This is a genomic window from Methylotenera versatilis 301 (assembly GCF_000093025.1).
GTDB lineage: Bacteria > Pseudomonadota > Gammaproteobacteria > Burkholderiales > Methylophilaceae > Methylotenera > Methylotenera versatilis.
Map to the genome: position 1 here is coordinate 2,155,901 of NC_014207.1, position 12,889 is coordinate 2,168,789.

The 12,889-nt window shown below is 41.8% G+C and carries 15 protein-coding genes; 4 read left to right on the top strand and 11 right to left on the bottom strand.

The window, feature by feature from the left end:
* Nucleotides 1–68: 68 nt before the first annotated feature.
* The 3 genes from xseA (at nt 69) to M301_RS09810 (ending at nt 3,439) form a co-directional block, all read left to right on the top strand.
* On the top strand, nt 69–1,295 hold the full coding sequence (gene xseA / locus M301_RS09800; protein ID WP_013148617.1) for an exodeoxyribonuclease VII large subunit: 1,227 nt from the start codon (nt 69–71) through the stop codon (nt 1,293–1,295).
* Nucleotides 1,296–1,393: 98 nt separating this feature from the next.
* A complete protein-coding gene (locus tag M301_RS09805; RefSeq protein ID WP_013148618.1) occupies nt 1,394–2,923 on the top strand; it encodes a Ppx/GppA phosphatase family protein in 1,530 nt (509 codons plus the stop codon).
* Between the two features lie 78 nt (nt 2,924–3,001).
* On the top strand, nt 3,002–3,439 hold the full coding sequence (locus tag M301_RS09810) for a hypothetical protein (RefSeq protein ID WP_013148619.1): 438 nt from the start codon (nt 3,002–3,004) through the stop codon (nt 3,437–3,439).
* A gap of 6 nt (nt 3,440–3,445) precedes the next feature.
* On the opposite strand, the gene M301_RS09815 is transcribed toward M301_RS09810, so the two are convergent.
* Together M301_RS09815 and ppk1 are read right to left on the bottom strand one after the other, a co-directional pair.
* Entirely contained in the window at nt 3,446–3,919 is a 474-nt protein-coding gene (locus M301_RS09815) for a SixA phosphatase family protein (protein ID WP_013148620.1), read from the bottom strand.
* Between the two features lie 54 nt (nt 3,920–3,973).
* On the bottom strand, nt 3,974–6,043 hold the full coding sequence (gene ppk1, locus M301_RS09820; protein ID WP_041360057.1) for a polyphosphate kinase 1: 2,070 nt from the start codon (nt 6,041–6,043) through the stop codon (nt 3,974–3,976).
* Nucleotides 6,044–6,211: 168 nt separating this feature from the next.
* On the opposite strand from ppk1, the gene M301_RS09825 reads away from it, so the two are divergent.
* The gene (locus tag M301_RS09825; protein ID WP_013148622.1) at nt 6,212–6,757 is read left to right on the top strand and encodes a hypothetical protein; all 546 of its coding nucleotides are present in this window, start codon (nt 6,212–6,214) and stop codon (nt 6,755–6,757) included.
* An 8-nt stretch (nt 6,758–6,765) separates the two neighbouring features.
* Here M301_RS09825 and M301_RS09830 read toward each other — a convergent pair whose 3' ends face one another.
* From M301_RS09830 to lepB, 9 genes are read right to left on the bottom strand one after another with little or no spacing between them, the layout of a single operon-like run.
* Nucleotides 6,766–7,551 carry a tRNA threonylcarbamoyladenosine dehydratase gene (locus tag M301_RS09830; protein WP_013148623.1) on the bottom strand — a complete coding sequence of 262 codons (786 nt, stop codon included), beginning with the start codon at nt 7,549–7,551 and terminating at the stop codon, nt 6,766–6,768.
* Nucleotides 7,548–7,937 (bottom strand): holo-ACP synthase, encoded by a 390-nt coding sequence (gene acpS, locus M301_RS09835; protein ID WP_013148624.1) that lies wholly within the window; start codon nt 7,935–7,937, stop codon nt 7,548–7,550. Before acpS ends, M301_RS09830 begins: the two co-directional genes overlap by 4 nt.
* A gap of 26 nt (nt 7,938–7,963) precedes the next feature.
* Nucleotides 7,964–8,692 (bottom strand): pyridoxine 5'-phosphate synthase, encoded by a 729-nt coding sequence (pdxJ, locus tag M301_RS09840; protein WP_013148625.1) that lies wholly within the window; start codon nt 8,690–8,692, stop codon nt 7,964–7,966.
* A gap of 30 nt (nt 8,693–8,722) precedes the next feature.
* On the bottom strand, nt 8,723–9,460 hold the full coding sequence (gene recO / locus M301_RS09845) for a DNA repair protein RecO (RefSeq protein WP_013148626.1): 738 nt from the start codon (nt 9,458–9,460) through the stop codon (nt 8,723–8,725).
* A complete protein-coding gene (locus M301_RS09850) occupies nt 9,460–9,936 on the bottom strand; it encodes a hypothetical protein (protein ID WP_013148627.1) in 477 nt (158 codons plus the stop codon). Before M301_RS09850 ends, recO begins: the two co-directional genes overlap by 1 nt.
* Before the next feature lie 39 nt (nt 9,937–9,975).
* Nucleotides 9,976–10,899, bottom strand: coding sequence for a GTPase Era (gene era, locus M301_RS09855; RefSeq protein WP_013148628.1), 924 nt, complete (start codon nt 10,897–10,899; stop codon nt 9,976–9,978).
* Between the two features lie 21 nt (nt 10,900–10,920).
* Nucleotides 10,921–11,616 (bottom strand): ribonuclease III, encoded by a 696-nt coding sequence (gene rnc, locus M301_RS09860; RefSeq protein ID WP_013148629.1) that lies wholly within the window; start codon nt 11,614–11,616, stop codon nt 10,921–10,923.
* A gap of 30 nt (nt 11,617–11,646) precedes the next feature.
* On the bottom strand, nt 11,647–12,039 hold the full coding sequence (locus M301_RS09865; RefSeq protein WP_013148630.1) for a DUF4845 domain-containing protein: 393 nt from the start codon (nt 12,037–12,039) through the stop codon (nt 11,647–11,649).
* 36 nt (nt 12,040–12,075) lie between these two features.
* Entirely contained in the window at nt 12,076–12,855 is a 780-nt protein-coding gene (gene lepB, locus M301_RS09870) for a signal peptidase I (RefSeq protein ID WP_013148631.1), read from the bottom strand.
* Nucleotides 12,856–12,889: the final 34 nt, after the last annotated feature.

The window sequence follows — 12,889 nt, forward strand, 5'->3', positions numbered from 1 at the left end:
GCTAGCTGTGAGATTGTTAGCCGTCGCTTATAATTGACCCAATAAAACATTGTAATAGATAACGCCTGATGACTGAACCTACTTTATTGAATGAAAAGCAAATTCGTAACGGGAAAATTTTGACCGTGAGCGAGCTAAATCGTTTAGCCAATCAGGTATTAACGCAAAGTTTTCCACTTTTCTGGGTGTCTGGTGAAGTTTCTAATCTGACGCGTGCAGCAAGTGGGCATTGGTACTTTTCACTTAAAGACAGCAGCGCTCAAGTACGCTGTGTGATGTTTAAAGGCCGTAACAGCTATTTAGATTGGGTGCCAAAAGAAGGTGATAAAGTTGAAGCACGTTGCACTGTCACGCTATACGAAGCACGCGGTGACTTTCAGCTCACCATCGAGTTTTTACAACGTGCGGGCTTGGGTGTGCTGTTTGAGGCGTTTGAAAAACTCAAATCCAAGCTTCAGCAAGAGGGTTTATTTGATGCGGCGTTTAAAAAATCACTACCAACGCATCCTAAAAAGATCGGCATAGTGACATCGCCAGATGCCGCAGCGTTACGCGATGTACTCACTACACTCAAACGCCGCATGCCTAGCATTCCGATTGTGATTTACCCCACGCCAGTGCAGGGTAAAGGTGTAGCAATACAGATCGCTGATGCCATTCAGTTGGCTAATGAGCGCGCTGAATGCGATGTGCTGATTATTTGTCGGGGCGGCGGTAGCATTGAAGACTTATGGCAATTCAACGAAGAAATCGTTGCTCGAGCTATTGCAGAATGCTCAATACCTACAATTAGTGGCGTCGGTCACGAAACCGACTTTACCATTTGCGACTTTGTAGCCGATGTACGTGCCGCAACGCCAACTGCTGCTGCCGAGCTAGCCACACCTTCTCGAGAAAACATTCTAGGCGCACTCAATCAACTAAAACAGCAGTTAAGCCGAATGATGCAATATCAGCTTAATCAGCGCGCGCAAGCGCTAGATTACTTATCACGTAGACTCATTTCACCGACTCAACAAATTGAACAGCAGAAATCGCAACTCGCGCAAATGACTTTGCGTTTGAATACTGTCATGAATCAGCAAGTAAAAAATAAACAGCAAAATTTATTACGTGCGAGCCAGAATTTAACCCACCTTAATCCACAAGCCGTGCTTACCCGCGGTTACGCTTTTGTACAAAATAAACTGGGAACGATTATCAGTTCAAGCCAGCAACTACGACAGGGAGACGATGTGACGCTGACATTCGGTGCTGGTTCTGCCGAAGCCACTATCGATAAGACAAATCTCTGATATTTAATTTTACAATTGTCATCAAAGTTTCAAACTATAATTACAGAATAAACAATAATATTGTTTTATAGAACATTCTAAAGTTTAAGTTGGTGACCATGCAAAATAACCTAAATAATTTACCAGTATTACCTGCCGACAAAACCTTACTCGCGGCGATTGATTTAGGTTCAAACAGCTTCAGACTTGAAATCGGTCGTTTAGATAGCGGCCACATTCAACGCGTAGAATACCTAAAAGAAGCGGTACGACAAGGTGGTGATTTAGACGAAAACCGCAATCTAACAACAGAATCCATAGAACGTGGCATTCGCTGCCTAGCTAGATTTGGCGAGCGTCTACAAGGCTTTGACCCCTCTCACGTACGTGCAGTCGCCACCCAAACCTTACGCGAGGCCAATAATCGCGATGTATTTATCAAACTAGCCAAAAAAGCGTTAGGGTTTGATGTAGAAGTCATTTCTGGCGTGGAAGAAGCACGTCTCATCTACAAAGGCGTGAGCAGATTTCTACCGCAATCGAATGAGCGACGTTTGGTAATAGACATTGGCGGTCGTTCTACTGAGTTCATTTTAGGCCAAGGCTTTGTATCTCAACATACAGCGTCACTACATGTAGGCTCAGTTGCCTGGTCGCTCAAACATTTTGGTTCAGGTGATTACACCGAAAATGCTTTTACTCGTGCAGAGATTGCTGCTGAATCCATTTTTGACACCTTAGGCACACACTTTAATCACACGCAATGGGACATTGCCTACGGCGCTTCTGGCACGGTTGGCGCGGTGGCTGACGTGTTAGTGCAATACGGACGACCAATTAACACCATCACTAAGGAAGGTCTATATTGGCTTAGAGATGAATTATTACGCACTAAGCACGTAGATAAATTACGCCTATTAGGTCTAAAAGAAGATAGAAAGCCTGTCATTGCAGGTGGCTTATCTATTCTTATCGGCATATTTGATTTTTTAAAGATTGAAACGTTAAACGTAGCTCAGGGTGCACTCAGACACGGTTTACTGTATGACATGCTCGCACGTGACAATGAAATGGTCGATCTAAGAAACGCCTCTGTTCAACGTTTAGCACGTAAGTTTGATGTAGATGAACCGCACGCAAAAACTGTGGCAGAAGTTGCTGGAAAGCTATTTGAAAAAATTAGTGAGAACATACATTTTGCAGATGGTGAGCAACAAGTGCACGCCCGTAAATTACATTGGGCTAGCCTACTGCATGAGATTGGCTGCGCAGTATCGCCAATTGACGCTAATTTACATGGCGCATACATCCTAGAACATACCGAGCCAGCAGGCTTCTCACAAAGCGAACTGCATTGTTTAAGCCTGTTAACACTAGGTTATAAAGGTAAATTAAAGCGTTTGGAAACTGATTTTTCAGACCGTATTTTTGTCATGCAACTCGTCTGTTTACGCCTAGCAGTTATTTTGTGCCATGCTCGCCAAATGCCTAACCTACGTGGATTTCAACTGCACTTCAAACAAAATAATATTCAATTAAACATACCAAAATCTTGGCCTGAAAAATTTCCGCAATCTTATTACCTATTAGATGAAGAAACCATCGCGTGGCAGAAAATTAACTGGCGACTGGAAATATCAAATACTTAACATTTTGTCATAAAAAATTCACATTCAAACATTCTGTAACGGTATAAACTGTTTATACCGTTTATTTAGGAGACCATAATGTCAAAAATCAATCAGCTACAAGCTGCAGCACTAAAAGCGCCTGTTGAAAAAACCACTCCAGTGAAAGCTGTTGTTAAAAAAGCTGTTACCCAAAAACCAGTAGTCGCTAAAGCAGCACCTACAAAAGTAGCCGCGGCTAAAACTGCTGTAGCTGCACCAAAAGCAGTTGCGCCAAAAGTTGTAAAAGCCAAGCCAGTTGCAAAAGAAAAAGCACCTAAATTAAAAATGGAACGTGATAGCTTTACAATGCCGAAAGCTGAATATGCACAGCTTTACGTGTTGAAAGAACGTTTAGCAAAACTAGGTAATCCTGCGAAGAAAAGTGAATTATTACGCGCTGGTATTATGCAATTAACTGCGATGACTGATGCAGCGTTGAAAGTAGCTATGAGTAAAGTGCCAACAATTAAAACAGGCCGTCCAAAAAAGAAATAATATCGCCTATAAATTAGGGTGTTTAACAGCGTATAAATAGGTTTGCATAACACCCTCGTTCACGCGTTGGCGCAGCCACCAAACTGCGCCCTTCTTGACTGCGCATGCGCTCTCACTCATGCCAAGTAGCTTTGTAATTAACGTGCCTAAATTGGGCTGGTGCCCAATAATTAAAATGGTCCGGCTACTGTCATCATTACAGACTTTGCTAGCAATGATCTCTGGCGTGCTATCTACACTTAAATAATCAACCACTTCAACGTTAATTGAGCTTAGCGCTTGTAACGCGGCTACCGTCTGTAAACAACGTACTGCTGGGCTACAGAGCGCTTCGGTATTGGCTGGTAAATGTTGATTCAGCCACTTTGCCATTTTAGCAGCGTCTTTATGACCAGTCTTTGTTAGCACTCTGTCGAAATCTGCACCACTTTTACTATGGTCTTCAGCCTCGGCATGTCGCCATAAAATCAAATTCGCCATTATGTTTCTACACCAAGTTATCTATGTCTAGTTCTCTACTTTAGGTCTGCTACATTAGTTTTCGTATTTTTTTAGCAACTGTTGCTGCGCACTAAATTCAGCTTCTTTCGCTTTAGATTGAGTTAACACTGGTGGTCTCAATGTATAAGTTCCATCTGCGTTAAGTAGCCATGCATCTTTATTGTCATCCAAGTACATCTGGCAACATTCAAGCAAAACTCGTGCACGATTCTCAGCATCAACAATAGGCCAGGCAATTTCTACACGGCGCATCATATTACGGTTCATCCAATCAGCACTTGAAAGCCACATATGCTCTACTTCATCCACTTTAAAATAGAACACTCGAGAATGCTCCAACAACCTGCCAATAATTGACCGTACTCGAATACGTCCATCAAGGCCAGGCGCATCTACAGGCAATATGCAGGCACCACGCAATATCAAATCGATCTCAACGCCAGCTCGCCCAGCATTGACCAAGGCTTGCACCAATGCAACATCGGTCAGCGCGTTCATTTTTAAAATAATGCGTGCGGGTTTACCCGCCTTTGCAGCGAGCTCAGCGCTTCTGATTTTAGTCAGCATTTGTCTATGCAAATTAAACGGCGCAACAAGTAGCTTCTGCATGCGAGGTAATTGTATTTGACTTGCGATATGTCTAAATAAATATTCCATATCTCGAGTGATTTGCACATCGGCCGTTAACATACTCACATCAGTATATAAGCGTGCAGTTCTAGGGTTGTAGTTTCCTGTAGAAACATGTCCATAGTGTTGTAAACGCGCACCTTCACGGCGCATCACTAGCAACATCTTGGCATGCGTCTTTAAGCCTACAACGCCGTATACCACCTGCGCACCCACTGATTCTAAATCCTCAGCCCAGTTGATATTTGCCTCTTCGTCAAAACGTGCTTTGAGCTCAACCACAGCCATCACCTCTTTGCCTCGTCTAACAGCTTCTTGCAGCAATTTAAGCATGCGTGGGTCAGAGCCTGTACGGTAAATAGTTTGCTGAATCGACAATACATCTGGGTCATAAACCGCTTCACGCAGAAAATCGATGACTGACTCAAAGCTCTCGTAAGGCTGGTGAATCAATATGTCTCGTTGCTTTAACTGCGTAAAGAATGATTGCCCAGAAACCAACTGCTCACTACGTTTAGGCTCAAATGGCTTAAATTTCAAATCGTTGCCTTCGGCTAAATCTGCTAATTGCATCAATCGGGCAAGATTCACAAGACCATTCACACGATATAAAGACTGCTTAGGCAAATCAAATTGTTGCAATAAGAACTTAGCGAGCTTTTCATCGCAGCCATGTGACACTTCTAAACGAACCGCATCACCAAAATTACGTTGCACTAAGCCTTGCCTCAAGGCTGTACGCAAATTCTTTACATCATCTTCATCTACAGCCAAGTCAGAATGCCGAGTTACTCTGAACTGTGAAAAATTAAGCACTTCACGTCCGGTAAATAAACTGGCCAAATGTGCTCTGATGACACTAGATAAGGAAACAAACTTTTGCTGTTTATCGCTTAAAATTTTAGGTAACTTAATTAAGCGTGGCAACACTCTTGGCACTTTAACAATGGCAATATTGTTATCCCGACCGAACGCATCTTTGCCACCTAATAACACAATAAAATTGAGCGATTTATTGGCAACTTGCGGAAAAGGATGTGATGGATCAAGCGCGACAGGCACTAACAAAGGACGCACCTCAGTTTCAAAATACTTAGCGACCCATTTGCGTTGCTCTGCTGTACGATCACCGTGCGAAACCAAATACACGCCTTTTTTTGCCAGCGCAGGCATCAATTCGGTATTAAAGATTTGATATTGTTTATCTACCAAAGTATGCGCAGCTTCTGATATAGCCTCATAACTTTGTACATTAATATCGCTTTTACGTTCGTCCTCGCGCATCGCGTCAACATGTGGCGCAGCGCGGACTTCAAAGAACTCATCAAGGTTCGAAGAAACGATGCAAAGAAAGCGTAAACGCTCTAGCAATGGATAATCAGGATTTTGTGCAAGACTTAATACACGTTCATTGAACGCTAAAATGCTAATATCGCGATTAAGTAGTTTTAACGGTGGGTAAGTTGAGCGCATATGATTTTCATTATTGATATGCATAAGATATTATGCGCCGATTGTGACAAATTGATGAATATTTGATGAAAAACAATCTACTCAATAGAACTAGATTTACTGACATTTTTTTGTAATATTTCTACACCAGAATCCATCTGTAGATTTATATATAGAAAAATAATAAGTATGGTTTATGAAAAATCAGCCCTTGGGTTCAATGAATTTATCAATCAGAATCGCACACTCAGTGTAAGGGAGCGGCAAGTTTTGCTGCTGGTCAATGGTATTCGTAATGTTGATGAGCTGGAAAAGTTTTTTAAGAAAGAGCAGCTAACAATCACACTGAAAAAGTTAATGTCAGATGGCTACATACATCAATTCAATAGCAAAAACTCATTTAGTAAAAGTAAAACACCTGATCACTCAACTCTCAGTACGCTGTCATTCATCAACTCAATCAATCAAGAGTTACCTATTGACTCAGCAAAAATTGCTGCAATTAAAACTATACTTTTAGAATCGACTGATGATTATTTGGGGTTGATGGGATACAACATCAAGGTGTGCGTTAACTCATGTCACAATGAGTACGACTTAAGAAGTTGTATCTCTATGTGGCATATGGCGATGCGAGAATCTAAACTTGGGCGAGAGTCTACAAATTTTTTATTAGAGCAAATTCATCAAACGCTTGAGAACAAGATGTTAGATTCTGACAAAAATACTCATTAACTTCAGACTCAACAACTTTTTAACAAGTCTCGAATCAGCAATCCTGCAGCAGCAAACCCAAACGGCGCGGTGACGCATACACTAGAGCCATAACCTGCGCAGTTTAAACCAGTGATTGCCGTATCGCTGGTTTCACATACGCGATCTGGCATGATGACTTCCTCATCTGAATAAACGCATTGAATGCCAAGTTTTGCAGGCTTACCGTTACCTGCATCAGCTTTTGCAAAACCATAATCACGACGCAGCAAATTACGTACTTTTGCCAGCAACTTATCATGACTAACTTGGCTTAAATCTGCCTGCTTAATACGGCTTGCATCTAGACGCCCGCCTGCCGCACCAGTCATGACTAATGGAATGTTCTTTTGCTGACAGTATGCGGCAATAGCGGCTTTGGCTTTAGCATCATCTATGCAATCCATTACACCATGAAAATTGCGATTGAGCATTTCAATCACGTTTTCAGTTGTCACAAAATCTTCAATTTCATATACCACAGCTGCTGGATTAATCAGGCGGATTCGCTCCGCCATTGCTGTCACCTTAGCTTTACCAAATGCTCCTTCTATCGCATGCAATTGACGATTTACATTCGACTCAGCAATATTATCTAAATCAATCAATGTAATCATACCCACAGCATTGCGCGCAACCGCCTCAGCGGCCCAACTCCCCACACCACCGATACCAATGACGCATAGGTGCATCGCTTGTAATTTAGCTAAGCCATCAACACCGTATAATCTTGAAACCCCGCCAAATCGACGTGCTGCATCCATCGGCTCTATCATGCTGCACTATCAATTTCTAGTACCACAAATGCAGCGGCTAGATTCTTCTCGTCGCTGATACTAATATGCATTTGCGTGATATTTTTAGATTTTAGTAACGCTTGCAGCTCAGGTGCTAAAACCAACAAAGGCTTACCTAAATCATCATGTGAAACTGCAATATTTTGAAAGGTTGCAGGCGCTCTTAGCCCAGTACCTAAGGCTTTAGAAAAAGCTTCTTTTGCAGCAAAACGTTTAGCTAAAAAACGCGCTTTGATATGGGATTCCAAATAGCTGGTTAACTCACTCTCAGCCAAGATGCGTTTGGCGAAATCATCGCCAAACTGTTGAATAGAAGCCTCGATTCTAGCCACTTCTACGATGTCAGTACCAATACCAAAAATCATTTTAATTTAGCTTCAATTTTGTTAAATTATTTATAGCTAAACTCTTTGACAAGCGCCTTCATCTCACGCACTGCATTATCCCAGCCCACAAATAAGGCATGAGCAACAATCGCGTGACCGATATTAAGCTCATCGATACCTTCAATTGATGCGATTTCATGCACATTATGGTAATGCAAACCGTGGCCTGCGTTCACTACCAAACCTAACTTCAAACCGTGGTTCACAGCATCTTTGATGCGCTGCAATTCACGGTCTTTATCAACTGGATTCTCTGCATCGGCAAATGTACCTGTATGCAGCTCAATGACTGGCGCACCTGCTTTTTTTGCAGCATCGATTTGTGCCGCGTCTGGCCCAATAAATAATGATACGCGGATACCAGCATCACTTAATTTTTTCACTGCTTTTTGCACATTAGCAAAATTACCAATGACATCTAAGCCACCTTCTGTAGTGCGCTCTTCGCGACGCTCTGGTACTAAGCAGACATCTTGTGGTGAAACTTCCAAAGCAATATCTATCATTTCATCAGTCACAGCGCATTCCAAATTCATACGAGTTTGCAACAAGTTACGCAAAGCGTGGACATCCGCATCTTGCATATGACGGCGATCCTCACGCAAATGTAACGTAATGCTATCTGCCCCAGATTGCTCTGCGCGCAAAGCAGCCTGAACCACGCTAGGATATTTGGTGCCACGCGCTTGGCGGATGGTCGCTACGTGGTCGATGTTGACACCTAATTTAATCATAATTAACTTCTACCTTTAAACTTTATAAAATTATAAACCCTGCAAATCAATGAGCAACTGCCGTGTGTGCAAAGGTTTATCGCCTAAATAATGGGCTAATAAATAACGCATCAATTGCTTACTCTGCTGCTGCGTTTGTATGTTGTTGTAATCATCACTAGCCATATCTATCAAGGTTTTACCAAGCAATTGTATGCCATTATTTACACGCGCCGGTGACCCATTTAGCTTTGTTGCACCATGCTCAGCAATATATCGATAATTGAAATCTTCTAAAATTTGCGCATTACTCACATCGTGCTGTAACGGAATTGCATATCCCAGTTCCTGCAACAACTTAAGTTCAAAACGTCTAAGTGTAGTGGCTAAATTTTCACCGTTCGCCAATATCTTCAAGGTTGCGCTGTAATACTCAAATAAGCTTTCATGTGGGTCTTCACGCGGAAGCAATCGCAGCAACAATTCATTCAGATAAAAGCCACACATCAGTGCCTCACCTTTGAGCAGGAGTAAGCCACTACCCCATTCCAAGCTATGCAATGTTTTAAGCTCTAACTTGCCTGACCAAGTGGCGAGTAAAGGCTGAAAAGACTGCAACATGCCGCGCATGGCAGAGCGTGGCCGCCTTGCCCCTTTTGCCGTAGTAGCCACACGACCAAAGCCATATGCAAATAACTCTACAACTAAGCTAGTTTCTTTAAACGGGTAGGTGTGAAGCACATAGACGGGTTGGTTATCTTGACGGTGTGAATTGGAGCTAACCGCCATTATTGTTCAGGCTCAGCTAAACTTTGCAAACTATGATCATCCGCTTTTAAAATCAATAATGGCACCAACATTTCTGCGCCTGAGAAAAGAATCAATGCAAAACGCACATTATCTTCTGCATGAATTGGGGTAAATTTGCCAAAGCCATATCGTGAGTTTCGCATAAGCTGCCAAGCACCTTTAGGTTCAGCATATTCTGGCTTGTCAAAATGATGCTTAACCTCTTCAGTAGACACACTTTTTAGAGGGTAATCACCATTGTCAGCCAGTATCACCCAACCCATTTCGCCATTCTTACCAGTATTTTTTAACTGATAAAGATACCAATCCTGATTTTCTTTAGTATCACCTTCATAAACCAACTGGAATACATTATTGATATCGCCGGTTTTGCGATTGATGGCGTAATAAATACCTTGCTCATCCAACTCGATTGGCTTGCCATAAAGGGGAATGTTATAGACATTATTCGGCATACTGAATACTCTAAACTAATTAGCTTAATTACGGCCTAGTTAATAACCCAGACTTTTTAGCGCTCTTTCGTCGTCGGCCCAACCGCCTTTAACTTTCACCCAAGTTTCTAGGTAAACTTTACCGCCAAATAATTTTTCCATATCTTGGCGGGCTTCAGTAGAAATCTGCTTCATTTTTTCGCCACTTTTACCAATGAGCATGGGTTTTTGGCTATCTTTATCGACAATAATGGCGACAAAAATACGGCGTAAGTTACCAACCACTTCAAATTTTTCAATTTCCACCGCGACGGCATAAGGAAGTTCATCACCAACCAATCTGAAAATCTTCTCGCGAACCAGCTCAGCAGCTAGAAAGCGTTCGTTTTTATCGGTCAGTTCATCTTCAGCATAAATCGCTGCTTGCTCAGGTAAATACTTGCGAATCGTATGCAACAACTCATCTAAATTGAGACTCTTTTTTGCACTCACAGGCACGATGTCTGTAAATGGAAATTCTAAATCAAAGTCTTGAATCAGTGGTAACAAATTACCTTTATCACCCATCAAATCTGATTTGTTCACCACCAAAATAGTCGGGGGTTTATCTGACAATAACGCTAATACTTTGCGGTCAGCTTCACCTAATTTCATAGGCTCAATCACAAACAGCACCACATCAACCTCTGTGAGTACTTGTGTCACGGTTTTATTCAAACCTTTATTCAGCGTATTAAGATGCTTTTGTTGAAAGCCTGGCGTATCTACAAATAAGAACTGGGTATCTTCTGTAGTATGAATGCCCAACAAGCGATGGCGCGTGGTTTGCGCCTTGCGCGAAGTAATGGCTAACTTCATGCCTAAAATATGGTTAAGAAGCGTAGATTTTCCTACGTTAGGGCGGCCTACAATCGCGATGGTGCCGCATTTGAATGCAGACAATGTGTCTATCTCCAAATTTGAATCCAAGTCTGAATCTGTCATTTTGGGGTATCCAATAATAGTTTATGCAATTTGGCTTTTACCAAAGCGAATTTTTTCTAATGCGAGCAAAGCAAGTTGGGCTGCCTGTTGCTCTGCGATGCGGCGGCTAGTACCTTCACCTACCGTGCGTATGTCGAGTTTCTGTATAAAACACTCTACAATAAATATCTGCGCATGCGCTTCGCCGCTAGTGTGAACAACTGCATATTCTGGCACCGCAATTTTTTTGCCTTGCAGCATTTCTTGTAATAAAGACTTCGGATCTTTATCGATAATTTTAGGGTCTATCGTGCTAAGTTTCTCGATGTAAAGCTCCAAAACCAAAGCCTCTGCCGCAAAAAATCCACCATCAAGATACACCGCGCCAATAATAGCTTCCAAGGCATCTGCAAGTATAGAAGGTCTGCGCCAGCCTGCACTTTTTAGCTCACCTTCGCCCAACTTTAGCGCATCGCCAATATCCAATGAGAATGCAATCTCGCTAATCGTGGCCTCTTTAACCAGCTGCGCACGCAAGCGGCTTAAATCACCTTCAGCCAAGCTTGGAAAACGCTGGTATAACTGATTGGCGATAATGAAATTGAGCGCGCCATCTCCCAAATATTCAAGTCTCTCATTATTTTGAGAAGCATAACTACGATGTGTGAGTGCTTGAGTCAGCAGATTTTTATCTACAAACTTGTAACTAAGGCGTTTTGATAAATCCTGCTGAGTCATTGAATATATTTAATTACCTGTGCTTATAACTTACTTGCCATCTGGCGAAGCATCAAAATCCATCATGACACTTATATTACCAAAAAGCGGAGTGACGACTTGATACTGTGCAGAAACGGTTGTTTCACCTGCACTGTTCTTGCCGATAATCAGATCTGAACCGTGGACGACTGTAACGTAGCTAGTATCTGCTCGCTTATTAAAAGAATCCTGAATTTCCTTTTTGCTCATATCATTTAAAGACTCCTTATTCATAGCACGAATAACTGTTTTGACAGAAAAGTACTCTTGATAAGCTGGAAAAATCTTCATAGCAATGACAGCAACAAAAAACAACATTGCTCCGACAAACAACATGCCAAGTAATGTAGCACCAGCTTGCTTTTTAAGGTTGCCAGGGCTTTTCTTTTGCAGATTAATCATAAATTTCTCCATTATTAGAAAATTAAATGTTGTGAGTTAATGTATTGAATTACCGATTCGAGAACCCTGATCAAAATTCATCCAGATGAAAAATGCTTTACCAACTAAATTTTTCTCTGGTACAAAACCCCAAACGCGGCTGTCTGAACTGTCATCTCGATTATCACCCATCGCCAAATAATGTCCAGCAGGCACGGTAATTTCCTCATCATTTGCAAATTTTGCACCAATTGCATCAGAGTCGTAACTATTCACCCATTCGTTAATCAAAATATCGTGCGCTACATTACCTAATTGCTCCCGATATTGCTTAGCAGTCACCATATTCAAGCCCGGCTTAACATAGGCATAATCACCTACGCTCTGTACATCAAGAAATTTCCCATTAATCGTTAATCGTTTATCTTGATAACGAATTTTGTCGCCAGGCAAACCAACTACACGTTTGATATAGTCTACCGATGGCTCAGGTGGATAATGAAACACGAACACGTCACCGCGTGTCGGGTGCTTAATTTCAAAGAACGTATTATTTAAAATTGGCACACGTAGACCATAGGTAAATTTATTCACCAAAATATAATCGCCAGCCAACAGCGTTGGCATCATTGAACCTGAAGGAATTTTGAAAGGCTCAACGATAAAAGAGCGTACGAAAAACACTACAAAAATTACAGGAAAAAAGCTTTTCGCATACTCAACAGCCACAGGCTCTGCAGCTCCGACTGGACGTTTTTTCTTTAAAACCAAACTGTCTAGTAGCCAAATGAAACCAGTTACCAAGAGTATCGCCACCATGAATAAAGCAAAGTACATTATTTATCCTTATCGCCTATTGTTTTAGACTTAA

Bases quoted from the DNA above. Each gene is read 5' to 3' on its own strand.
- xseA (WP_013148617.1), top strand. From the start codon at position 69: ATGACTGAACCTACTTTATTGAATGAAAAGCAAATTCGTAACGGGAAA.
- M301_RS09805 (WP_013148618.1), top strand. From the start codon at position 1,394: ATGCAAAATAACCTAAATAATTTACCAGTATTACCTGCCGACAAAACC.
- M301_RS09810 (WP_013148619.1), top strand. From the start codon at position 3,002: ATGTCAAAAATCAATCAGCTACAAGCTGCAGCACTAAAAGCGCCTGTT.
- M301_RS09815 (WP_013148620.1), bottom strand. From the start codon at position 3,919: ATGGCGAATTTGATTTTATGGCGACATGCCGAGGCTGAAGACCATAGT.
- ppk1 (WP_041360057.1), bottom strand. From the start codon at position 6,043: ATGCGCTCAACTTACCCACCGTTAAAACTACTTAATCGCGATATTAGC.
- M301_RS09825 (WP_013148622.1), top strand. From the start codon at position 6,212: ATGGTTTATGAAAAATCAGCCCTTGGGTTCAATGAATTTATCAATCAG.
- M301_RS09830 (WP_013148623.1), bottom strand. From the start codon at position 7,551: ATGATAGAGCCGATGGATGCAGCACGTCGATTTGGCGGGGTTTCAAGA.
- acpS (WP_013148624.1), bottom strand. From the start codon at position 7,937: ATGATTTTTGGTATTGGTACTGACATCGTAGAAGTGGCTAGAATCGAG.
- pdxJ (WP_013148625.1), bottom strand. From the start codon at position 8,692: ATGATTAAATTAGGTGTCAACATCGACCACGTAGCGACCATCCGCCAA.
- recO (WP_013148626.1), bottom strand. From the start codon at position 9,460: ATGGCGGTTAGCTCCAATTCACACCGTCAAGATAACCAACCCGTCTAT.
- M301_RS09850 (WP_013148627.1), bottom strand. From the start codon at position 9,936: ATGCCGAATAATGTCTATAACATTCCCCTTTATGGCAAGCCAATCGAG.
- era (WP_013148628.1), bottom strand. From the start codon at position 10,899: ATGACAGATTCAGACTTGGATTCAAATTTGGAGATAGACACATTGTCT.
- rnc (WP_013148629.1), bottom strand. From the start codon at position 11,616: ATGACTCAGCAGGATTTATCAAAACGCCTTAGTTACAAGTTTGTAGAT.
- M301_RS09865 (WP_013148630.1), bottom strand. From the start codon at position 12,039: ATGATTAATCTGCAAAAGAAAAGCCCTGGCAACCTTAAAAAGCAAGCT.
- lepB (WP_013148631.1), bottom strand. From the start codon at position 12,855: ATGTACTTTGCTTTATTCATGGTGGCGATACTCTTGGTAACTGGTTTC.